We start from the raw sequence: 22675 nt of genomic DNA on the forward strand, positions 1-22675 counted from the left end.
GGCGCAAACGGCAAAGGGTACCTATCAGAAGTCTTGCGCAGTGGGACGCAGAACGATTTCGTTGATGTCGACATCGGCAGGTTGCTCGATCGCGTATGCGATGGCCCGTGCAACCGAATCAGCCGGGATGGCCATCTTGTAAAATTCGCCAACGACCTCGGCGCTCGGCTGGTGCCCGCTGCCGAACTTGAGCTCGGAATCCACCGCGCCCGGCTCGATGGTCGTAGTGCGAATATTCCCGCCGACTTCATGACGCAGGCCATCGGAAATGGCGCGCACCGCGAACTTGGTGCCGCTGTACACCGAGCCACCGGGGCTGAATACCTTGATGCCGGCAACCGACGAGATGTTGATGAAGTGACCGCTGGCCTGTTGTTCGAAAAGCGGCAACGCGGCCGCGATGCCATACAACACGCCCTTGATGTTGATGTCGATCATGCGATCCCACTCTTCGACGCGCAGCTGCGAAATCGGAGAGATCGCCATCAGCCCTGCATTGTTGATCATCACATCGATGCGACCGAATGCCTCGACAGCCTTGGCGACCAGCGCAGACAAGTCCTCTTTGCGTGTGACATCGATCGGATGGGCAATCGCCTTGCCGCCTGCTGCGACGATCTCCCGGACAATTGCATCCAGACGATCCTGGCGACGGGCGCCAAGTACCACATGGGCGCCGAGCGCAGCCAAATGACGCGCCGTTGCTTCGCCCAGACCGCTACTCGCACCGGTGATGACGACCACTTTACCCTGGATATTTTTACTCATGTTCAGCGCTCCTGTTGAGACCTGCTTGGGTTGACGGGTGCAGTCTGCGCTGGTTTTATTCGTCATAAAATGGAAGAGTTCGGATTTGAGAATTCCATTTTCTGGAACTGGAGTTGACGGCAATGCTCAATCGCATGGAGCTGATTCGGATCTTCTCGGTGGCAGCGCAATCGACCACGTTTCGCGATGCAGCCACCCGCCTCGGCACTTCTCCGCAGACCGTGACACGCGCCATCAAAGAACTGGAGCGCACGCTTGGGGAGCTGTTGTTCCACCGCAGCACGCGGCAGGTTCATGTCACCGCTTTTGGTGCCAATTTCGCCTTGCAAGCCCGGGAAACCCTGGAGCGGGTGGATCAGTTGTTTATCGCCCACAGTACACAGGAGGCAAAAGGCATCGTCGGCATCACGGCCCCCCACGCCATCGGCAAGCTGTATCTGATCAAGTTTCTGAAACCGCTGATGCGGGAGAATCCGGGCCTGAGCATCGACCTGAGCCTGGATGACCAGCTCACCGACGCGGTGGCCAACAAGATCGACATCGGTATTCGTGTCGGAGCTGTGCGGGATCGGCGCTATATCGCCAGAACGGTGGCCAATGTGGACCTGAAAATCGTTGCGGCGCCGTCACTGCTCGACACCGTGCAACGCCCTGGCAATATCGAGGATCTGAAACGCTTACCCCTGTCGATGCTGATCGATCGCAACAACGGCCGGCCCTGGCCGTGGGTGCTTGCCGAGGGACAAGCGTTCCTGCCTGCCTCCCCGGCATTTACCTGCGACGACCCAGAAACCGAGCGAGAGATTGTTCTGGCCGGGCTCGCCTTTGGGCAAATGCCCGGTTATCTGGCAGAACCCTACCTGTCTGAAGGGCGTCTGGTCGAGGTCATGCAGCACGATGCCCCGCCGCCTTCCGAATTGATCATGTATCGTCCGCAATCAGGGCCCGTGGCACCACGAGTGAGGCTGGTGTACGACCGCCTGGTCAACTGTTTTTCCGATCCGCAGGTTTTTGCGCAGAGCAAGCGCTGAAACAGTTCTGAACAAGGGCTTGTTTGGGTGGAGTATTACGCTGTCCCTTCGGGCATGCATCACTGAGTGACCCACAGCAACATTAGTCGCGCTGGGACAGGATCGTTTCCAGCAGGCCCGGAAAACGGTTACTCAAGTCTTCCCTCCGCAACGAGTTCATGTGGGTCGTGCCGATGGTCTGGGTTTGAACCAGGCCGGCATCTCGCAGCACCCGAAAATGATGGGACATGGTGGACTTCGCGCGACCACCGTCCAGCTCGCCACAGCTGGCCTCTCCCAGTTCGGCGAGGCGCCGGACAATCTCCAGGCGTACAGGGTCGCTCAAGGCGTAAAACAGACGCTCAAGAACGAATTCGCTGAGAGGAAGGTGTTTGAAGGGGCGCATGAGCGAATCATACACGGGTTTGCTCTATGTCAATAGTTCGAATATTATCGAACAACAGAAATAGTATCCCTCGGAGAAAGACCTAATGTCTGCGCTGTTCCAACCTTTCACGCTCAAGGATGTCTCCCTTCGCAACCGGATCGCGATTCCCCCCATGTGCATGTACTCGGCCAATGATGGCCTGATCAACGATTGGCACACTGTGCACTATGCCACCCTCGCGCGTGGCGGGGCAGGACTGGTGGTCGTCGAGGCGACTGCCGTGTCGCCCGAAGGACGGATCACGCCTGGCTGCGCTGGTATCTGGAACGATGAACTCGCCCGTGCCTTCGTGCCTGTGGTGCAATCGATCAAGGCTGCCGGCGCAGTGCCAGGTATCCAGATTGCCCACGCGGGGCGCAAGGCCAGTGCGAACCGTCCTTGGGAAGGCGACGATCATATCGGCGAGGATGATTCGCGTGGCTGGCAGACCATCGCCCCGTCGGCAGTTGCCTTTGGCGCTCATCTCGCCAAGCAGCCGAAAGCCATGACGCTGGAGGATATCGCCCGGGTGCGCGAGGATTTTGTCTCAGCCGCTCGCCGTGCACGTGACGCTGGCTTCGAGTGGTTAGAGTTGCATTTCGCCCATGGCTATCTGGCCCAGTCATTCCTCTCTGAACACTCCAACCTTCGTGACGACGCCTATGGCGGAAACTTCGATAACCGTAGCCGCTTTCTGCTGGAAACACTGGCGGCGGTTCGCGAAGTATGGCCAGAGCACTTGCCGCTGACCGCTCGCCTGGGTGTCATCGAATACGACGGCCGGGATGAACAGACCTTGTCAGAGGCTATCGAACTGACACGTCGCTTCAAGGACGGTGGATTGGACTTGCTCAGCGTCAGTATCGGGTTCACCATCCCTGAATCCAACATTCCTTGGGCCCCCGGTTTCATGGGCGAAGTTACCCAGCGGGTACGGCGCGAGACGGGGATTGCGGTGGCCTCGGCATGGGGCTTCGGCACGCCGAGCGTCGCCGAAGAAGCGGTGAGGAGTGGTCAACTGGACCTGGCGATGATTGGCCGGGCGCACCTGGGCAATCCTAACTGGTCCTATTCAGCCGCCCAGGAGCTGGGTGTAGAGCGTGCTGCCTGGACCTTGCCCGCTCCTTATGCACATTGGCTTGAACGCTACAAGTGATCCCGCCAGAGCGAGCTCGCATGGCCTTAGGGCTATCAACTTAGTCGAATGCCCAAGTGGGCAAGATTGTTGTCGCGCTCCCACCCAGATTCAGGTTTTTGGCCGCATGGCCGGCATGGACATCTTCGATACACCCGTGCCAGCCAATGCGTTCCCCCTTTATATCGCACGCAGACAGGAGGTTTGATGACTACCCCTCTAACACTGATTGCCACTTTGGTCGCCAAGGCTGGCTTCGAAACCGAGCTCGAGCAAACGTTGCAGGGCCTGCAAGGCCCAAGCCGAGGCGAAGCGGACTGTATCCAGTACGACCTCCATCGTGATGCCGAGCAAGCTCGCACTTTCCACATGATCGAGCAGTGGCGGGACGAAGCGGCGCAGACTGCTCACGAAGCGACACCGCATTTTCAGTCAGCACTCCCTTTCATCGAACGTGCTGCTGAAAAGCTCACCATCACGAAAATGTATCGCATCTCCTGAGGAGCATAGAATGAAAGCCATTGCACATTTCAAATGCCTGCCTATTGAACATCCCGACGCCTTGGTGGAGATCGATATACCCGAGCCAGTTCCGGGGCCGCGCGACTTGCTCGTAGAGGTAAAGGCCGTATCGGTCAATCCTGTCGATACCAAGGTGCGGCAGGGCTACGTACCGCACGAGGACGAAAGCCAGCCGCGTATCCTCGGTTGGGACGCTGCCGGCGTGGTCAAGTCGGTCGGCAGCGACGTGACGCTATTCAAGCCCGGTGACAGGGTCTGGTACGCCGGATCGCTGATCCGCCCGGGCAGCAACTGTGAGCTGCAACTGGTGGATGAGCGTATCGTCGGTTCAATGCCCCAGTCGCTTGAATTCAGCCAGGCTGCGGCATTGCCACTGACGTCCTTGACCGCTTGGGAATTACTGTTTGATCGCCTCGGTGTTGCACGCGATACCACCGACCGGGGCGAAACGCTGCTGATCATCGGCGCTGCAGGCGGGGTGGGTTCAATCCTGACTCAGCTGGCGCGTCAGTTAACCGGGTTGACGATCATTGGTACGGCTTCGCGCCCTGAAACCCAGTCCTGGGTCACCGAGCTTGGTGCGCATCATGTCATCGACCATACCAAGCCACTCAGCGAGGAGCTCAAGCGCATCGGTATCGCACAAGTCAGCTATGTCGCAAGCCTGACGCAGACCGATCGGCACTACGAGCAAATCATCGAGTCACTGAAGCCTCAAGGCAAGCTGGGCCTGATCGATGACCCGGCCACGCTTGACGTCGTGCCGATGAAGCGTAAGAGCCTGTCGTTGCACTGGGAGCTGATGTACACCCGCTCGCTTTACGAGACAGAGGACATGCAGGAGCAGCACAACATCCTCAACGAAGTTGCACGGCGCGTTGATACGGGTGAGTTGCGCACCACCGTTGGCGATAACTATGGGCGCATCAACGCAGAAAATCTTCGTCGTGCCCATGCTCTACTGGAAAGCGGCAAGGCGAAGGGCAAGATCGTGCTGGAAGGCTTCTAAGAGGGTGTAGACAAACCCGCCGCCCCATTCGTTTAAATGCGATTTGACCGCGCCACACTACAAGGCTGGTCGCGGATGGGTTGGCTGGCGCAACGTCTTGGGCTGCGGGCCAAAATTCTGCTGTCATTGGCGGAGGGATCAACGCCCAAAGAGGTCAGCCATCAGTTCCAAGTCTCAGCGCCCGCAGCGCTTGCCAAGCTCTTCAGGTGGAACAAGACGACTGAATCCATCATTAGCTCTGTAAACAAAGCAAAGCTGGGAATTAACCCCTCATGACACTCGTTAAAGAAGCGGAAGGCTATAGCTTACAAACACTCGATTCTGATCTACGTTACGAGCCGCTTCGCTGTTGGACTTGCCGTTACGCCAGCCGAACCCGACGCCTTTGAGCGCTCCGGACTGAAGGACGTAGTCCAGGCTAATGTCTCTTTCCCATTCCTTTTGGTTGTCGCCTGACGTCGTTTTAATATTATCGCCGGAGAGGTACATGACCGAGCCTTTCAGGCCAGGGACACCCAGAGCGGCGAAGTCGTAAGCGTACTGACCGAAAACTGTGCGCTCGCCTGCGCGGGCGAAACTTTGGATCAGGCGGTCTGTATACAGATACATGCTTGCTCCACCGGCGCCCTTGTCTACCAGGCTACCCTGACTGAGTTGAGTGAAGTTGCTGCCATCCGACACACTTTGGTACCCCGCAGTAATCGCGTGGCCACCCAGTGTGTAAATCAACGCGGCACTCCAGGTACGGTTGTCGATCTCTCCATCACCGTTTTTGGTGAAGCCACTCATTCTGTAGCCTGACGTACCGGCGCTATTTGCACCTGAGGAGTCAGTGTTGAAGTAGCGCAGGTCGGTTTTAAGGGACTGATTGTCCGAGAGCGCCAGGGTGTGAATTAATCCCAAAAAATGCTGTTTATAGTAGTTATCGAGGTTGGCGTAGTAGTACTGGGCTGTCAGATCCTTGGTGACGTTCCAATCGCCCCCGGCGAAGTCAAACTGATTGCTTTCACGCGTACCACCAGCAACGGCCAACCCCGTCTGATCGGTCGAACCCCGTCCTGTTGCATGTTCGATCCGACCTCCAGTCAAGGTCAGCCCCTTGAACTCGCTCGAAGTGATTTGACCGCCCTCGAAAGTTTGTGGAAGCACGCGCCCATCGTTGGCGACCAGAATTGGGAGTTTCGGAATCAAAGTGCCGTAGCGAAATTCAGTTTTCGACATTTTGACTTTGCCGGTCAGCCCCAGCCGGCTCCACTCGTCGACGGCACGGTTGTCACTGTCAGAAGGCATCATGGTGCTGCCGACATGCCGTCCTTTGCCGCTGTCCAGGGTAACCCCCAGCAACCCCAGGCCATCGACACCAAAACCAACTATTCCATCGGTATAGCCCGATTTGAAGTCCAACATGAAACCCTGCGCCCATTCTTCGGTTTTGGAAGGGGCGGCAACGCCATCGCGGTTGTCGTTATTGAAATAGAAGTTTCTCATTCCCAAGGTGGCTTTGCTATCACTTAGGAAGTCAGCATGCGCCTGGGCACTCAGGGTGACACTAAGAAACAACGAACTCGCAGCAATTTTTTTTCGACTCACTTATATAGCGCTCCATTTGTTATTTTCAAGTAATAGAAGCAACGCAAAATCTTTCAGCTCAACGCAACGCATACAAGGGAACGGTATTAAATTAATTTAACCAGACCGATAAATGGCGCGCGATTTTATTATGCTGAACACTCATGGCACATTTAGATAAATGAGCCAGTGGCCTGAGCGATTAGTTCGTTAATCAAAAACAGCCAGAAACAGGCGTTTAAACAATTTAAATGGATAAACGAATTGCCCCCTGTCCAGGAGGGATCGCAGCGTCGTCGGCGTAGCAGTCAAGGCCGCGCAACAATGCGGCGTCCTCGACTCGGGTCTGACGGGCGCCGATATGGCCGATCTGGCTTTCGGTAGCAGATGGGAAACTGGTCATTTTTTCGCGGCTCTTGTTGTTATACAGCGCGATAGCGTTAGAGCCGAGTGTGTGAGAAAGGCACAGGAAGCGCCTTGCCTGGGGAGATGGAGTTCTGCACTGGGGTCGGAAAATTTGCCCTAGCGTCTGATTTTCGAGGCTGGGCCCCGACAGCATTGCCGGTCAGGGATAGGTGGAGATCTCCAAATGCTAAACCTCCAGATGGCGTCAATAAGAAGTTAATGGTTGAGCAACGGTAATGTCACCACAAACTCGCTCCCCTCCCCATCTCCTGCACTGTGGCCAGTCACTGTGCCACCGTGAGCTTCGACCAACTCTCGCACCACCGTCAAACCAATGCCCAGGCCCGCCCCGTTAAACCCCACCGCGTGAACGTCCTGCACAAAGGGCTCAAAAACGAACGGCAATGCCTTGGCGGTAATCCCAATGCCGGTATCGCGGACGCTTATCTTCACCACGCCGTCCTCGGCGGTCACCGAAAGGCAGACGGTGCCGCCCGCCGGCGTGTATTTGGCGGCATTGCCCAGCAAATTGCCAAGAACTTGAATCAGCCGCAGAGGGTCACCCTTCACCATCAACGCGCATTCAGGCAGATCTGCGTTGAACTGCAACTGGTGAGAGATCATGACGGGTGTGCAGATGTCTTTCGCTTCGTGGATGATCTGCGTCATATCGACAACGCTGCAATCGAGATGAAACTTGCCGGAGCTGGCGCGGGCGACGTCGAGCAGATCCTCCACCAATCGGGACATGTGCTGCACCTGACCTTCGATCAACTTCTGCATGCGCGGCAGCTCCTCACTGGGCACCCGCACCAGTCGACCGGCGATCATGCTGATGGGCGTCAGGGGATTGCGCAGCTCGTGGGCCACCATCGTCAGGACTTTGCGTTGCTGTTCCAGCGCCTGTTCAGCAGCTGCTTGCAAGTGTTGTGCGCTGAGCGCGGCGATCACCAACTGCTCGTTGGCTTCGCGCATTTCCAGGTACAGCCGCTGCTCTTGCTGTGTGCGTTCTGGTTTTTCTGCATCGGACTGTGCCAAAAGGATCGCCAGGACCAATTGCTGATTGGCCTCGATCAGTTGTTCGAGCTGCTGGTTATCGGCGAGCTGGGCGTTGGCGTCGTTCAGTTCCTTGTGCAAGGCCGCGAGCGCCTCGACGGTTTTCTGGCCAAGCAGGAACAGCTCACGAGCGGCGTTGACCAGCGCCTGCTCGTTCTTGCCATTGGCCTCATTCATGATGGTTTATTCACCCGTGGTCTTTGCCCAAACGCCGCCTGGTAGGCCGTCCGCCGAGCAGGCCTTCCTGGTCAGACAACATTTCGCCAATCTGCAATCCGTTATCGTCAATCTGGTACAAGCGCAGCTCATCGGAATGAGCACTCGCTCGCACTTTGACGACGGCCATGATGCGCAACAGACGGCTCTCCACTTCGATATAGCGCTGGACTATGATGGCGTCGGTGAGAAACGCTGTTCCGTAAGGGCTGAAACGCAGGTCGGTATAGCGGTCTTCCAGTTCCGAGGTCATCAGCACGCTGACGCCGGCGCTCGTCAGGGCCGTGACCATTCGCGACAGGGATTCACGGAAATCTTCGCGGAACGTCGGTGCCAGCGCGAGTTCGAACCCCGACAATGAGTCGATGACCACGCGGGTCGCTTTCAATCGGGTAATTTCGCCCAACAACAAGTGCACGATTTCATCGATGGATAAATCAGGGGCGCGGCTGTCGACCAGGCCGACCTGACCGCTCCGAATCAGCGTTGCGAGGGTCGCGTTCTGCGAATGATTGGGCCGTTGCTCGAACACCGCGATCACACCGGTTTCGCCATTGCGCGCACCTTCGGCAAGGAAGGCGGCCGCCAGTATGCTCTTGCCCGAACCCGACGGCCCGGCCACCAACAACGAGTAACCCCGAGGCAGACCGCCTCCCAGCATCCTGTCGAGCTGCGGCACACCCATTTTCAGGCGCTGGAGCGGAAACTCCAGTGGCGCTTCAACAGGGTTGAAAGCAGCCGGCGCAAAGACCTTGATGCCCGAGGTGGCGATGCGGAAGGTGTGCAGCCCCGGCAAGGTTGGCTGGCCACGCATCTTCATGATTTCCATCTTGCGCACCATGGAGTTGCGCTGAACACTCTGGCGCAGCCAGATCAGGCCATCGGCCACGGTGAAAATCGGGTTGGTCTCGGTTTCGGTGAAGTACTCGCCAATCAGGAAGGTCGTCGCGTGCCAGGTGGTCATTAGCATGCCCAGTTGCTGAACGAACTGCGGCAGGTTGTTGTTGGGGTTGTTGCGGGTCTGGCTGGCCAGTACCACCGATCGGAAAGAGTCAACGAACACCAGCGCCGGTGAATGAATCTCTACCTCGTTGACGATCCGGCGCAACACTTCGTCCAGGTCCCCGGCCAGCGTGTCGTCAGCCAGGTTGATGTAGCGGATCGAGCGGTTGATCGCTTCGTTGTCAAAAAAGTCGAACTGCTGCTGATATCGCAGCATCTTCAGCGGCGGCTCGCCCAGCACTGTAAAGAACAACGCGGGGCGATCAGGCGTCGCCAGGGCAAACATCATTTGATGCGCCAGGGTGGTTTTGCCGCAGCCAGGCGGGCCGGCAATCAGGTTGAACGAAAACTCCGGCAAACCACCGCCCAGCACCTCGTCCAATCCTGGCACGCCGGTGGCCAGGCGGTTGATAGTCACTTTGGTGCTCATGGCGAGTTTTCCTGCGAGGGGGTGTCGCTCAAAGGAGGTTCCCACACGTCGCGAAGCAACCTTGCAGTAAGCGAGGACCCGATAAGTGTGGTGAGTAATTCATAGAAGGTGATCAACATCACTTCACCGAAGAGCAACGCATCGGCTTCGCTTTGTTCAAGGAGGACCTGCTTGAGAGCATTCAAATCAAACGTAACCTGTGCACGATCATAGATACCGGCCAGGCGCGGATCCCGGGAGGTGCACAGTTGAAGGCTGCGCCGATAAAGCGCAGCCCCGCCTTGGTGACCAATGATGGGCGTGAGGGCGGCGTCCATACCCTGCAAGGTTGAAACAATCGCTCGCGCGATCGCTGCAATGTCAGCGTTGGCGCCAATCCGGTGCGCCAGAGAAGCTACAATCTGGCGGCTCTCTTCGCTTAGCGCGGACATGGCTAAATGGTTTCCGATGGACAGGGTTTGATGGTACACCCTATTGCTGACTATCAAGCGCTTATCAGACGCGGCATACCCATTGCCAGCACCGCCGCGTTGATCATGCCGCCAGTGCTTGTACATCGTTACACCAGCGATAGGGCACATCAGCCTTTGGCGTGCGCCCCGTATACGCAATGCTCATACCGAACGCCTGGGCTCGCAAAGCCACTGCTCTGCCAATCCTTTTCGTTGAGCAGCGAATACGAGTGGCAGTCGAAATGCTCGCGCAGGCGGATGTTGAAACTATCGGGCAAGCGCGACAGCAGTAGCAAAGTGGGTTTCATCGCGTGGTCACTCTCGGCAAGGTTCAAGGCACCAGCGGCATGGGCGTCCGCCATGCCGCCGCGACTGGAGAGGAAGGCTTACTCAAAAACGCAGGAAGTCAACCTGATGGATCAACGCCTTGCGCGTTGTTCAGCGAGGGCTATTTAATGGGTGTCAAAATCAAACGATGGAACATAGCCTGCGCCGAGCAGATGTGGACACTTCGACGACACAAAATCATCACTTAATAAATCATCCGGACTTTTATACCGACTCGTGAAAACCCCAGTGATATTTAAAAGAGTATGTGGCAAGGATGATATGCTGATTTTCTGACTCTCTCTTTCCCTCAGCTTTAAAAGCTTGAGCGATTGCTGGCTTGAAACATTATCGGACGCCCAGATAAATGCCGAAACCGGGAGGTCATATTTATTGCCAATTCCATGACCCAAGAGCCCTCGACTGTCATCCATCATGTTTTCACCATGATCCGATGAATAAAACAAGACAGATGGTTTTTTGCTTAACTTCAATTGATCAATAATTGCGCTTAATAGCCAGTCCGCATATAAAATACTGTTATCATATTCTGCGGTAATTTTGTCCTTGAAGCTGTTTGTTGACGGCTGGAATTTATCAAAATGTTCTGGGTATCGGCGTGAATACTCAAAATGACTACCCTTGACATGAATAAATATGGCTTTCTTTTCTGTATCGCTTTTTTTCAGTATTTTTTCATATTCTGAAATTAATGCTCCATCATAGCTTCTCTCGAAATATTGACGGTACTGTGCCTCTGCAGCTATTTGTGGAATTATTCCTCCAAAACTATCAACCTCCTGTACAGACAACCAATAGGTCATGTACCCGGCTGCGCGATATATACTCACCAATGATTTGGTTGATACAATGGATTCCCAATCCCATATAGGCTCAAGACTCAGCATTGAAGGAACCGCGAACGAGGTATATGGGGCTGTCGTGCAAATATTATTAAACTTGAAAATCCCCGCCTGCTTACCGAGATTTGGAGTTGTTTCCTTGTTATAACCGTAGAGGGACCAGTTGTGCGGCCGTGATGACTCACCGATCACAAAAACAATGGTTTCTATATTTGATTGATCCGACATGCTGGTTATTTTTACATCAGATTCTCGACGGCGCTTGATAAGTTTCTCCGTCCCCAAATACAAGTTTGCAGTAAGGGCCATTTGCGACAAATAACCTACTGGCGTGCTTTGATCTTTTGCAAGGAGATCCATGACTGCAGATTTCCCGAGAGAATTAAGTTTGACGGTTTTATAAAAATACGCCCCATACCCCACTAGCAAGGCGCTAACAACCAGAACAAAAATACCTTTGTTTTTATATAATTCGCGCTTATGCAGGCCTATTAATCCAGCCCCATAGCAAATAACAAAGATCACCAAAACGATACTGATGGACTGCCAATAGGTCGGTAAAAATTCGCTGGCTTCCTTATGGTTTGTCAAGCCAATAAACATATAGGCCGCTGTTAATTTCGAGTTGAAATTTAAAACCAAAAAGAGATCAACAGCTGCCAGCAAATAAAATGGCAGCAGAATGATGTGAACTTTGAATTGATTGGATGAAATAAATCTAATCGCCAAAAGCCACAACACCGACATGCCAAGGGTGTAAAAGACCAACAAATCAATTTTAGAGTATTGATAGTTTGTTAGCGTTCTAACAATCAACGGTGAAAGCAGATATGACCACAGTACTAAATTTGGCCATTCTGCTTTTAGTATTTTAGATGAGTAATCGATAATTTTGGCGGAGTTTTTCATTTGATAATTATTCTCGCAGGACACCCACATGCCTCCTCAGAGGGTAGCTCCAATTGGCGCGCTCGCTGTATCCTGTTAAAAATATTCTCTCCTTTGGCGACCAAACGTAGCGAGTCTCGGCTATTGCCAGCAAGCTTGTCGCGAAAAATCCAACTTGCAGAGCCCTCGAGGTGTAGTGGTCAACTAATCCCGGACACGACGTTAAGTTTTTCTTCGACGCCAGCCCGCCGTTGAATTGATGGGGGCGAACCCAGTTGTACCGATGCATCAAGAAGTGGCTGATATCGCGCTGGGCTTCTTGAGCCATTCTGTAGCCCATGGTCGGTATCCATTCCGTTTTCAAGCTGCGGAACACGCGCTCCATTGGCGCGTTGTCCCAGCAGTTCCCCCGGCGACCCTTGATCTGAGTGAAACAGCAGGCCCTGAGGTCTTCCTCGTTGCTCGTAAGCCTTATCCAGCGCCTTGATAACCAGATCGGCGTCCGGCTTTTCCGACATCGCCCAGCCCACCACCCGGCGCGTGCAAAGATCCAGCACGACAGCCAGGTTATGCCATTTCCCCTGGGCCCAAATGTAGGTGATATCGCTGCACCACACTTGGTTGGGTGCCGGGACATCGAACTCCCGATTCAAGATGTTATATCAGGGGTCACCGTTGTCTCGATCTACCAATATTTCCCCATCCGCTCGATACTGGAAGACATGCCAGCGCAGCTTGAGCATCCGGCCTTGCTCGACAGCCTGGTCGCGATGGCCATCGGTTGCCTGCGTCCATCTGCAGTCGACTGACTGGCGGACATACAGCAGTCCGGTAAGCGCCCCGTTTTTTTTTTACACACTCTGGGCCAAAAGCGGTCATTGGATTCTGCTGGCAGACGGCACCAAACCAGCGGCGAGTGCCTCCAATAATGCACTGACCTTGGGAAGCGCCTGACGGCTCTTTGGCCAAATCAGATTGATCGCCAGGCCATCGGTGGCCAAGTGGGGAAGCACTTCAACCAATGTCCCCTCTTCAAGCTGACGTTTGATCAACCATGTCGGTAACTGCGCGATCCCGCATCCCGCCGATACCGCGATCACCAGTCCTTCGCCATCTCCCACAACGAACTTTGCAGCTATCGCCCTGCGTTCAATTTCGCCCGGGTGCTTTCCTGAAAAACTCCAAGGGCTAACCGTTCCATCCGCCCAGCCGTAAGCGATGCATTGATGCCGTTCCAGATCGCGATCGGTCACAGGCGTGCCGTGCTTATTCAAATATTCGGGAGACGCACAGAAGATATGCCACTCACTGCCCAGGTAGCGGTGCTCCAATGCGGCGGGCCAAACGTCCGAACCGCCGATGCGTACGACGATATCGACACCTTCCTCGATAGGGTCGATGAAACGGTCGGAAAACGAAATATGCGGGAGCAGCAGCGCATGTTCCTGGGCGAATTGCAGAATAACCGGAAGTGCCTGGAGGCGGCCGAATGCACCTGGAAGGTCAATGCGAATCCTGCCGCGAGGCTCAGTGTTTTCGGCAAGTAGGGACAGTTCAGCCTCTTCGAGGTCAGCCAGCACACCTGTACATGTGCGATAGAACGCAATCCCCGCATCTGTCAGCGACAAGCTTCGAGTGGTTCGATGGAACAACCGAGTCCCAAGCCTGCTCTCCAATCGAGCGATCCCTTTGCTGATGGCCGAAGCCGTCAGGTTCATCCGCTCGGCAGCGCCTTTGAAACTGCCGGAGTCGGCGACGCAGACAAATACATCAATGCCCTTTAATCGTTCGGAGGAAAACATGGACGCCCGCATTCATGAATTGAGTTCTGTCGACAGGATAAAAAACATCATAAATCAGAACACAATTCCCCAGTAAGCTAGATTCGCGCATCAATCAACACTGTGCGGCTGACGAACGCCCTAAAAAACAACCTGCTGAACGATGAGGCAAGGATGCTGACCACGCTAAAAAATTATCCGACGACAATAAATTTGCTGCTGTCAGCATCCCTGATATTGACCCTGGCGCGAGCAATCACCCTGCCCTATCTGGTCATCTACCTTTCCGGCAGTTTCAGCTTGAGCGTCGCCGATATCGGCCTGGTTGTGGGCAGCACACTGATCATCGGGTCGTTATTGAGTCTTTACGGTGGCTTTCTTGTCGACAAGATGTCCAGTTACCGGCTGATCCTGGGCTTTAGTGGGGTGTTCACGCTGGGGTTTCTCGGGACGTTCCTGGCTCGCGATCTTTGGCTGTTCTACAGCTGCCTGGTACTGATCAACCTGGCTTATGCGGTCATTGATATCGCGGTCAAATCAGGATTTGGCAGCCTGCTTCCCGTCACTGATCGCAGCGAAGTTTTCTCGATCAAATATACCCTGACCAATATCGGGTATGCCGTCGGCCCGTTTCTTGGCGCTGCCATGGCCAAGCTGGATATCAGCTTGCCATTCCTGTTGTCTGCCGGGCTTGGAGCGGGATTCTTCTTCATCTATTTCGTTTGGGGCAACAGATACCTGAACGCTACCGATGAAGTTCAGCAACCAGTACCGTTTCTGGCCGTGGGAAAACTGTTACTGCAGGATTATCGGTTGGTGTGTTTCACCCTTGGAGGGCTGCTCAGTGCAGTGGTCTTTGGCCAGTTCACCGCCTATCTCTCGCAGTATCTGGTGGTCATTGCTACCCCAGAATCCACCTACCAGATCATCAGTACCGTTGTGGCGACCAATGCGCTGATGGTGATCAGCTTGCAATACGCCATAGGCAGAAGGATCTCTCACAGACACCTGAATCTGTGGCTGGCCGCAGGGCTGAGTATGTTCATGATGGGCCTGGCGGGTTTTGCCCAGTCGACCTCTATTCTGCTCTGGGTCATCTCCATGGCCATTTTCACGGTCGGCGAGATCATCGTATTCCCCGTCGAGTACATGTTCATCGACAGAATCGCTCCGGACAACCTGCGCGGCATGTATTACGGAGCACAAAACCTGTCCAATCTCGGCGCGGCACTGGGACCGGTGCTTTGCGGAGTCGTATTGGCGACTCAGCCTCCCCACTACATCTTCTACATGCTTGCGCTCTTCATTGTTGCAGGGGGAATGTTTTACATCCTGGGAGCTACCCCTTTGAGCGCTACAACGGACAAGGAGCCTGATTGATGGTAAGCGTCCGGCAGTCGTCTAGGCAGTTACGTAGACGTTGAGAGGGTGCCCGACTATGCGGACACCATCTCTGGCTAACTAGGCGCCTGGGCTTATCGATATTTCGGGTGCGTGGCTGACTGGAAAGTTTACCGAACGAGCAATGAAGCATTTTTCATGAGCTATTTTGTGCAGCGTCTGAGCTTTAGCGATTTCAGAACCCGATGCCAGGATCACTTTTGGCCTCAAAATAACTGAGGTGAACTGACCAGCGCCGTTGCTCTCCTCGACCATTGTTCCTTGAGCGTTGTCCTCGTAGGCCACCACAGCGATCCCTGCCTCAGCGCAAAGGCCAAGGTACCAAAGCTTGTGACACGCAGATAAGGATGCCAAGAGCAATTCCTCGGGATTCCAGCGCGTGGGGTCTCCTCGAAAACTGGGATCGGACGACCCCTCTATTGGTGTTTTGCCGTTAGCTGCGATTACGTGCGCCCGGCTGTATCCCCGATAAGATGACGTTCCTGTCCCGTTGTTGCCGGCCCAAGTTACCTGAACTTCGTACTCGTGCGCTTTATCTACCATTGATCCCTCCTGGAAAAGTTTTCGAAAATTCCGTTAAAAAACGGACTCATTGAGCAAGCACCCATCGATAAGGTAGCAGCTCCATAATCTCACTGGCTCGCTGCGTAGGCAGGCGAGTGAGGACGTCCTTCAAATAATCATACGGATCATGCCCGTTGAGTCGCGCCGACTGGATCAGGCTCATGATCACCGCCGCCCGTTTGCCGCTGCGTAGTGACCCTGCGAAGAGCCAGTTTTTGCGACCCAACGCCCACGGCCGAATTTGGTTCTCGGCCCAATTATTGTCAATGGGTACGGCCCCGTGAACTGGCTGGTGGCGTAGGCCCAGACATAGGCGCGATGGGTCTTCTTCGCGCCTGGGGTGAGCATCTGTACCGGCGTTTCGTCGGCATGGATTATGTTCTGCCCAAGCACCACCTCGCGAAGTGCGTCGACCAGAGGCTGCAACTGCACACCGCTCACGCCAATCCATTGCGCTAGGGTTGAACGTGGGATGGCCAAACCGGCGCGACCAAAAATCGATTCCTGACGGTAAAGGGGCAAATGGTCGGCATACTTCGCGATCATGACGTGGGCCAGCAACCCGGCTGTCGGAATACCCTTATCGATGACCTGTGCCGGCACCGGCGCTTGAATCAGCGTTTCGCAGTCATCACAGACCCACTTGCCACGGACATGGCGTTCGACGGTAAACACGCCCGGCGTGTAGTCCAGTTTTTCGCTGACATCTTCACCGATACGCTTGAGTGCGCAGCCGCAAGGACAATGAGTGTTTTCCGGTTCATGGTGGATCAGCGTGCGTGGGAACTCCGGCGGCAACGCCGAGCGCTTGGGCTTTTGCTTTTTCTCGATTGCAGGCGAAGGTGTTTGCAAGGCCTGAAGCTCTGCTTCAACCTCCGCGATATCGGTATCAATCAAATCGTCCAGCAAGCTGGCCTGTTGCGGATTCATCTGTTCGCTACGCTTGGCAAACTTCAAGCGCTTGAGCTGCGCAATCTCAGTGGTCAGTTTCTCGATAACCGTTTGGTCGCGGTGAATCTTTTTGCCCATTGTCTCGACTGTCTGATCGAGACATTCCACACGCTGCATCAGCTGCGCTGCCAGAGTGCGCATTTGTTCAGGAGTTAAGTGGTCGAGATTGGGCAGAGAAGTCATCCCGCCGATTTTGCCAGAGCGGACGAAAACCGACGACAGGCTGATTGGACAATTGCACGGCAAGGCTGGAGGTGGCAGAGATTACAGGATGGAAATCGCGTAGCCTGGCCCGACTCTTTGCCAAGGCAAACCCAGCACCAGAGCATGCAGTTGCTCAGCGGCCAACTCTATCTGCGAGCCGTGCCGAGAACCGGGCCAGAGAAACCTGCCCTGATGCAGGCGACGGGCCGCTAGCCAGATGCCCAGCCCATCATGCACCAGCACTTTCATGCGATTGGCGCGGCGGTTGGCAAACAGATAAGCACAGTGCGGCTGCGCCGCACCGAACACCGCGACTACCCGCGCAAGCGTGGTTTCGGTGCCGGCGCGCATGTCCATGGGCTCGGTGGCGAGCCAGATGGAGTCGATGCGGATCATCGCAACAGGTCTCGCAGAAAGGTCGCACAGGCCGCCGCGTTTTCAGTCGGCCAGTTTACTTTGACGGTGCCGCGAGGGTGTGGGATTTCGAGGCAAATAGTCGCAGAGTTGATATCTGATCGTGACGTCGGCGACGGTAATGTCAGCGGAATAAAGGCAGGTTGCAGGGCAATAGTTTTTTGCGATTGCAGCCGAATCCACTTATGGACGAGGTTTGCGTTGAGGTTGCGGCCCAGCGCGACGCTGGCAATCGAGGCGCCAGGTTCGGAGCACTCTTGAATGACTCCAGCTTTGAATGATTTGGAGTAGGAACGGCGTTGTGGCTGCATGAAAGACCCGCTTAAAAGGCTAGAAATGGTGTCCACTTAAATTTAAGTGCACACCATCGCCCTTTGGCGTCGGGGTCAGGAAGGTGTGTTCGCCGGACGCATACGATTGATGCGTCGGGAAAACGTGTTGGTTAATGGGCATCAGAAATAACTGTGTGTGTCGACGCGATGGCTGATACCTTCCCCGCGCTCCAAATCGCGTCCAATTGACGCCGATCCCATCAAGGAAGATAAAAACAATGAAAGGCGAATAAAAGCAAACCGCCTACACCCGATCTGACAACGCCCGCTTTCAAAAAACGATTGGATGATTATCCGGGGGTGATTGTCTCTTCGATAATACTTCGCCCAAATGGCGACTTGATTCCAAGAACCTTGCGCGAGAATGGTGTAAAGCTATCGCCGCACTCATGGAGCGTTAAGGATCTGCGCGATTTGAATCAATACATGGGCGGTGTGATTTCACAAAACCGATGAACTTTTAAGTGCCTGGTCCTGGCGCCAACGCTTGACTCTGTCCCTTGGGGCAACCCCTACCCTGCCTTGTCCATTTCAGGTTCCGCCGTCAGCGGATAAGGCAATCGATGAATACACTATCGCTGGTCACAGGTGCCAATGGGCATCTGGGCAACACCCTGGTCCGGGCACTGCTCGCCTGGGGGCAACACGTGCGCGGCGAATGGCTTTGGCAGTGCACCCCGACAACCTGGCCAGTTCACCTATGTACATGTGACGCTCCTCCCTGATCCAGCTACGACCCGCAGTTTACTGGCTGTGGCTGGATGTTGTCCTGGTGCAGGCGGTGTTCATGCAGAATCGGTGAGCGGCACCGCGACAGGCAGAAAACGGCCAGAAGCGTCGACACGATGGCCGATAGGGTCACTAGTTGTCGCCTTCCGTGCAAACAGTTGGCTAAACCGTTGGTACTGTTCCGCCATCGATCACGAACTCACTTCCCGTGATAGATGCCGCACGCTGTGAAGCCAGGAAACAGATCAGGTCAGCAACTTCGGAGGGCGTCGATGGGCGTCCGAGCGGGATACCTCCAAGTGCTTTCATGATTATGTCCTTACCTCCTTGATAGTCAGTACCTGCCTCCTGTGCGAGTCGCTCGGCTAATGCGACCGACGCTTCGGTTTCAACCCAGCCCGGCGAAACCCGCACTACGCGAACGCCTTTGGGCGAAACCTCTTTCGATAAACTTTTGCTGTATGCCGAAAGCGCTGCCTTGGCCGCCGCGTAGGCTGTTGTAGATTCCGGCAGTGGCAGCCGACTCTGGATGGAGGTGACGTGGATGACAACCCCTTCCTTGCGCTCGAGCATTCCCGGGAGCAGAGCGCGATCAAGGCGCACCGCCGGCAATAGGTTCAGGCTGAGCTCTCGTTGCCAGTGCTCCTCGTCCAGCGCGGCAAAACCGCCGCCAGGTGCCGACGAACCACCGAGGACGTGGATCATTATGTCTACGCCGCCTAACCGCTCCTGGATCGCGGCGATCAGCACATCACAACCTTCCCGGGTCGAAAGATCCGCCGCAATCAGAAGAGCGCCCGACAGTTCAACGTCTACCTGCCTGGCCGAAGTAATTACCTTCGCGCCCTCGGCCAGTAGTAACTCGACGACAGCCTTGCCGATGCCTTTGGTGCCACCGGTGACCAGGACCCGCTTGCCAGTCAAACCTGGATTCAGCATGGCGTGATCTCCAGGGAACGGATTCGACCGCCTTCCAGCGTGAAGGCGTGACTCAGTTGAACCGGGCTACCGGGGAAATTCCCGACAAGGTTCGCAATGACCGTCAGTCTGCTCTGTCCTTGCAGGGCTTGGATTGGTTTGACCTGATAGTTGAAGGCCTTGCGGGCATCCTGTTGCCAGGCTTTGATATCAGCGATTCCTTCGTATGTTTTTCTCTCATCGCATACCGTAGCGTCAGAGCAGAAGCAGCTAGAAAGTTGTGCTGCATCGCCACCATTGCTGACCGCAAAGTACATCTGCACGACGTCGGGAAGCTGGAGGGTCATGTTTTCGTTCTCCTGAATCTGATTGTATGAAGCGATCTTGGGCGTTTTTTTTAAACGAGCCTGATGCAATGAGGCCTCAATCTCGGTCGAGCATCAGGAGATCAATCCCAGTTTCGCTGCCTTGAAGGTGGCCGCCGCTCGGGTCGAGCATTCCAGTTTTCGGAAGATACTTTCCACGTGCGTGCGAACGGTGCTCGGGCTTATTTCCAGTAACCTCGCCACTTTCTTGTTGTTGGCGCCATCGCTGATCTCCCTGAGAATGCGACGCTCGCGCCCAGTGAGTAAAAGCCCACCCGGCTGCTGAATCTGCTGCTCGCCCTGCGCAGCCAGCCTCAGCGACGCATTACATGCTTGAGGTGGCGAGAATTCAGCAGCAACCAGATCGCTTCCGCTGACGATGTCAAAGTACGTCTCGACGCTGCTGACAGGCTGAAGGCTCATTCGCTGATCTCCTGGATGGATTCCCTGCAGCGATCTTGCTGCCTGACGGATAGCTTGTTCAACTGGGACAAACCTTTATGACCAATCCCGAAATTCAGGATAATCCATGTCACACGACCGTTTTGGCCTTAGCGAGCTGGACGCAGTTATAGCGGTCGCCCGCAGGGGGTCGTTTCGGCAAGCCGCGATCGATCTCCACATCTCCACCACCGCGTTGAGCAACACCATTGCGCAACTGGAAGCCCGCCTCGAATCGCGGTTGTTCAATCGCACTACCCGTAGCGTGGCCATCACAGAAGCGGGCAGGATATTTCTCGAACAGGTGGGGCCCGCCTTGCAGGATTTGCGTGCCGCACTCGATGCCGTGCGATCGCATAATGCCGGGCCCTCGGGCACGCTGCGCTTCAATGCGTTTGCCAGCGCTGCCCGATCAGCGCTCATGCCCCTGGTGATGGAGTTCTTGCAGCATCATTTGAAAATACACATCGATGTCGTCACCGAAGGTCGTCTGGTGGACATCGTTGCTGACTGCTTCGATTTCGGCGTGCGCTCGGAAAGTCTCGTTCCGAACGACATGATTATGATCCCCCTCGGCCCGCCACAAAGGTACGCCGTGGTCGGTTCGCAGGCGTACTTTGAAAAACACGGCAAACCGCGAACTCCATCCGAGCTGCTCCAGCATCGGTGCATTCGCGTCCGACTACCGAATGGGGGGATTTTCCCGTGGTATTTCGAGCGAGACGCAGAAGTGACGCGTCTCGATGTGAGCGGGCCGCTTACGCTGGATGAACCTAGTCTGGTCAAGGTGGCGGTGCAGGAAGGCATGGGGCTCGGCTTTTTCATGGAACAGGACGTTCACCACGAAATCCGCGCCGGACAGTTCGTGCGGGTTCTCGAAGAATGGACACCGCCCAGAGACAAGCTGTGCCTGTACTACCCGAACCGCCGCAACCCCTCTGCGGCAGCCAAGGCATTCATCGAACTGGCACGCGCCCATCAAGCCGATCAGGACGGGCTCGCATGATTAAGGCGTAACCCGGACGTAGCTCAGGCAATCAATCCCAGTGTCAGCCCCTTCAAGGTGGCGGCTGCCCGGGTGGAGCATTCCAGTTTGCGAAAGATGCTTTCCATGTGCGTACGAACCGTGCTCGGACTGATGTCCAGCAGCTGCGCCACCCGCTTGTTGCTGGCGCCCCGGCTGATCTCCAGCAGGATGCGGCATTCGCGAGTCGTCAGTATCGAAGCCTTCGGTTGACGCATCCGACGCTCGCCACCTGCGGCGGCAATGACTGCTTCGCAAACATCGTTGTCGAACAAACCACTGTCCGCATCGTGTTTGAGTAACCTGGCTGCATCCGCTTCGCCGTGGGCAGGCCGCCAAGGCCTGGCTTCCCTTAACGCGACCCAGGCGACCGACGTGGCGAACAGGCGATATTCGGCACACAGCGCATCACCCGCCACGCCTCGAAAATAGCCACTGCCGTTGAGCCGCTCATAAGCATGGGTTGCAATCTCTGCGGGCACGGCCAGTTCAGTGATAGGTCTGAGGGCCTGTTGCGTCCAGTAAGGGACAAGGCGCACCCGCTCCGAAGCGCCGTATGGCAGCGTCCCTGCGGTATTCCAAAGGTGGTTCGAAACGGCTGCCCGGCCGAGACCGTAGATGAACGCGGATTTACCAATTTCTGTCAAAATGGGTTCACGCAGCCCCCACAGGCGTGCAGCTTCCACGGCGACATGCGCTACCTGTCGCGAATGCCCTGCCAACCAAGGGAGCTTCAAGTCGATTATGTCTCCCACCAGCGACAGTGAGACGCAACGCTGCTCAGGTGCGTGGTCAACCGTTTTCGAAAGCGTTTCCAAACTCGCCAGCCAGTCCTTTGCGTTCTCCAGAAGCAACGATACCAGCGACGCTGGATAGCGCCGATCCGACTGCTCTCTGATCCAGCGTAGCGCCGCGTCCGGGCCGTGTGCGCGACTGAGAATATCCAGATCGCCTGCCAGCACTACCTGATAGGCGACGTCTGGAATGTGCTCATGGGTCAGACCCAGCGGCCGTCCGGTGCCGTCGTAGGTTTCGAACACGCGACACAAACCCGCCTCGACGGCGGCACCGAGCTGGAGCGTTTTAGCGATTGCTCCTGATACCTCACAGTGCACGACGGCAAGCGGGGTCGCCTGATGCACAGCGTTCATTTGCTCATTGCCCAGCGTCAAGTCGAGCATCGCGCGGCGGCCATCGACGTCATCGCCCAGAAGGTCCGCAAAGCCTTCGGCATTGGCGGTGCAACCGGACCAGCGCAGCAAGGCAACCTGTTCCGCTACCTTCAAGTGCTCACCGTCGCCGTGCCGGGCCTGCGCCAGCATCCGCGCCAGTGCGGCAACGCGCCGGGAATGACCGAGTGGTTGGCCCATGCTGAGATCACCGATCTGGGCGATCGTCGCCAGTGCCCCGTCCAGGGAGATGTCCAGTTGCAACGCACTATCCATGAAAAATGTCCCGGGGTCGGATAATTG

General features: G+C 55.7%; 21 protein-coding genes and 4 pseudogenes. 7 read left to right on the plus strand and 18 right to left on the minus strand.

Features of this window, described 5'->3' with window-relative positions; translation table 11 throughout:
• Positions 1 to 24: 24 nt before the first annotated feature.
• Positions 25 to 768: an SDR family oxidoreductase gene (locus PSUM_RS29100; RefSeq protein ID WP_083348644.1), complete on the minus strand. Its 744-nt coding sequence runs from the start codon at positions 766 to 768 to the stop codon at positions 25 to 27.
• Between the two features lie 122 nt (positions 769 to 890).
• Between PSUM_RS29100 and PSUM_RS29105 the strand changes: the two genes are divergently transcribed.
• On the plus strand, positions 891 to 1799 hold the full coding sequence (locus PSUM_RS29105; protein WP_083348643.1) for a LysR family transcriptional regulator: 909 nt from the start codon (positions 891 to 893) through the stop codon (positions 1797 to 1799).
• A gap of 82 nt (positions 1800 to 1881) precedes the next feature.
• On the opposite strand, the gene PSUM_RS29110 is transcribed toward PSUM_RS29105, so the two are convergent.
• Positions 1882 to 2184 (minus strand): ArsR/SmtB family transcription factor, encoded by a 303-nt coding sequence (locus PSUM_RS29110; RefSeq protein ID WP_083350136.1) that lies wholly within the window; start codon positions 2182 to 2184, stop codon positions 1882 to 1884.
• Positions 2185 to 2269: 85 nt separating this feature from the next.
• On the opposite strand from PSUM_RS29110, the gene PSUM_RS29115 reads away from it, so the two are divergent.
• The 3 genes from PSUM_RS29115 to PSUM_RS29125 all read left to right on the plus strand — a co-directional run bounded on the left by PSUM_RS29115 (position 2270) and on the right by PSUM_RS29125 (position 4871).
• Positions 2270 to 3361: an NADH:flavin oxidoreductase/NADH oxidase gene (locus PSUM_RS29115; RefSeq protein WP_083348642.1), complete on the plus strand. Its 1092-nt coding sequence runs from the start codon at positions 2270 to 2272 to the stop codon at positions 3359 to 3361.
• A gap of 186 nt (positions 3362 to 3547) precedes the next feature.
• Complete coding sequence (locus PSUM_RS29120) at positions 3548 to 3841, plus strand: putative quinol monooxygenase (protein ID WP_083348641.1); 294 nt, start codon at positions 3548 to 3550, stop codon at positions 3839 to 3841.
• 10 nt (positions 3842 to 3851) lie between these two features.
• On the plus strand, positions 3852 to 4871 hold the full coding sequence (locus PSUM_RS29125; protein ID WP_083348640.1) for a zinc-binding alcohol dehydrogenase family protein: 1020 nt from the start codon (positions 3852 to 3854) through the stop codon (positions 4869 to 4871).
• Positions 4872 to 5153: 282 nt separating this feature from the next.
• Here PSUM_RS29125 and PSUM_RS29135 read toward each other — a convergent pair whose 3' ends face one another.
• The 8 genes and pseudogenes from PSUM_RS29135 to PSUM_RS29165 all read right to left on the minus strand — a co-directional run bounded on the left by PSUM_RS29135 (position 5154) and on the right by PSUM_RS29165 (position 13881).
• On the minus strand, positions 5154 to 6461 hold the full coding sequence (locus tag PSUM_RS29135) for an OprD family porin (RefSeq protein WP_083348638.1): 1308 nt from the start codon (positions 6459 to 6461) through the stop codon (positions 5154 to 5156).
• Positions 6462 to 7061: 600 nt separating this feature from the next.
• Complete coding sequence (locus tag PSUM_RS29140) at positions 7062 to 8078, minus strand: sensor histidine kinase (RefSeq protein WP_083348637.1); 1017 nt, start codon at positions 8076 to 8078, stop codon at positions 7062 to 7064.
• A 10-nt stretch (positions 8079 to 8088) separates the two neighbouring features.
• A complete protein-coding gene (locus PSUM_RS29145; RefSeq protein ID WP_033039080.1) occupies positions 8089 to 9549 on the minus strand; it encodes an ATPase domain-containing protein in 1461 nt (486 codons plus the stop codon).
• Positions 9546 to 10106 carry a hypothetical protein gene (locus PSUM_RS32285; RefSeq protein WP_231989904.1) on the minus strand — a complete coding sequence of 187 codons (561 nt, stop codon included), beginning with the start codon at positions 10104 to 10106 and terminating at the stop codon, positions 9546 to 9548. Before PSUM_RS32285 ends, PSUM_RS29145 begins: the two co-directional genes overlap by 4 nt.
• 23 nt (positions 10107 to 10129) lie before the next feature.
• Positions 10130 to 10363 carry a hypothetical protein gene (locus tag PSUM_RS31740; protein ID WP_020800166.1) on the minus strand — a complete coding sequence of 78 codons (234 nt, stop codon included), beginning with the start codon at positions 10361 to 10363 and terminating at the stop codon, positions 10130 to 10132.
• Between the two features lie 90 nt (positions 10364 to 10453).
• A complete protein-coding gene (locus PSUM_RS29155; RefSeq protein WP_042955766.1) occupies positions 10454 to 12100 on the minus strand; it encodes a phosphoethanolamine transferase in 1647 nt (548 codons plus the stop codon).
• A gap of 179 nt (positions 12101 to 12279) precedes the next feature.
• A pseudogene (locus PSUM_RS29160) lies at positions 12280 to 12738 on the minus strand (DDE-type integrase/transposase/recombinase); the annotation flags it as partial.
• A gap of 216 nt (positions 12739 to 12954) precedes the next feature.
• Positions 12955 to 13881 (minus strand): LysR family transcriptional regulator, encoded by a 927-nt coding sequence (locus PSUM_RS29165; RefSeq protein WP_033038994.1) that lies wholly within the window; start codon positions 13879 to 13881, stop codon positions 12955 to 12957.
• A gap of 153 nt (positions 13882 to 14034) precedes the next feature.
• On the opposite strand from PSUM_RS29165, the gene PSUM_RS29170 reads away from it, so the two are divergent.
• Complete coding sequence (locus tag PSUM_RS29170) at positions 14035 to 15240, plus strand: MFS transporter (protein WP_033038991.1); 1206 nt, start codon at positions 14035 to 14037, stop codon at positions 15238 to 15240.
• 81 nt (positions 15241 to 15321) lie between these two features.
• Here PSUM_RS29170 and PSUM_RS29175 read toward each other — a convergent pair whose 3' ends face one another.
• From PSUM_RS29175 to tnpA, 4 genes and pseudogenes are all read right to left on the minus strand, one after another.
• Positions 15322 to 15804 carry an OsmC family protein gene (locus PSUM_RS29175; protein ID WP_033038987.1) on the minus strand — a complete coding sequence of 161 codons (483 nt, stop codon included), beginning with the start codon at positions 15802 to 15804 and terminating at the stop codon, positions 15322 to 15324.
• 46 nt (positions 15805 to 15850) lie between these two features.
• Positions 15851 to 16959, minus strand: a pseudogene (tnpC, locus tag PSUM_RS29180) (IS66 family transposase).
• Between the two features lie 81 nt (positions 16960 to 17040).
• The gene (gene tnpB / locus PSUM_RS29185; protein WP_033038983.1) at positions 17041 to 17376 is read right to left on the minus strand and encodes an IS66 family insertion sequence element accessory protein TnpB; all 336 of its coding nucleotides are present in this window, start codon (positions 17374 to 17376) and stop codon (positions 17041 to 17043) included.
• A complete protein-coding gene (gene tnpA / locus PSUM_RS29190) occupies positions 17373 to 17705 on the minus strand; it encodes an IS66-like element accessory protein TnpA (protein WP_093935838.1) in 333 nt (110 codons plus the stop codon). The genes tnpB and tnpA overlap by 4 nt, the downstream gene beginning before the upstream one ends.
• Before the next feature lie 246 nt (positions 17706 to 17951).
• On the opposite strand from tnpA, the pseudogene PSUM_RS32290 reads away from it, so the two are divergent.
• Positions 17952 to 18182 (plus strand): annotated as a pseudogene (locus PSUM_RS32290) (cytochrome c); the annotation flags it as partial.
• Between the two features lie 435 nt (positions 18183 to 18617).
• On the opposite strand, the gene PSUM_RS29200 reads toward PSUM_RS32290, so the two are convergent.
• The 3 genes and pseudogenes from PSUM_RS29200 to PSUM_RS29210 all read right to left on the minus strand — a co-directional run.
• Entirely contained in the window at positions 18618 to 19394 is a 777-nt protein-coding gene (locus PSUM_RS29200; protein ID WP_083348636.1) for an SDR family oxidoreductase, read from the minus strand.
• Positions 19388 to 19720: a nuclear transport factor 2 family protein gene (locus PSUM_RS29205; RefSeq protein WP_083348635.1), complete on the minus strand. Its 333-nt coding sequence runs from the start codon at positions 19718 to 19720 to the stop codon at positions 19388 to 19390. The genes PSUM_RS29200 and PSUM_RS29205 overlap by 7 nt, the downstream gene beginning before the upstream one ends.
• A 93-nt stretch (positions 19721 to 19813) precedes the next feature.
• Positions 19814 to 20074 (minus strand): annotated as a pseudogene (locus tag PSUM_RS29210) (response regulator transcription factor); the annotation flags it as partial.
• 193 nt (positions 20075 to 20267) lie between these two features.
• Here PSUM_RS29210 and PSUM_RS29215 point away from each other — a divergent pair.
• Positions 20268 to 21185 carry a LysR family transcriptional regulator gene (locus PSUM_RS29215; RefSeq protein ID WP_033038972.1) on the plus strand — a complete coding sequence of 306 codons (918 nt, stop codon included), beginning with the start codon at positions 20268 to 20270 and terminating at the stop codon, positions 21183 to 21185.
• 23 nt (positions 21186 to 21208) lie between these two features.
• Here PSUM_RS29215 and PSUM_RS29220 read toward each other — a convergent pair whose 3' ends face one another.
• The gene (locus PSUM_RS29220; RefSeq protein WP_033038970.1) at positions 21209 to 22648 is read right to left on the minus strand and encodes an HD domain-containing phosphohydrolase; all 1440 of its coding nucleotides are present in this window, start codon (positions 22646 to 22648) and stop codon (positions 21209 to 21211) included.
• Positions 22649 to 22675 lie beyond the last annotated feature (27 nt).

This window comes from Pseudomonas umsongensis (assembly GCF_002236105.1).
GTDB lineage: Bacteria > Pseudomonadota > Gammaproteobacteria > Pseudomonadales > Pseudomonadaceae > Aquipseudomonas > Aquipseudomonas umsongensis.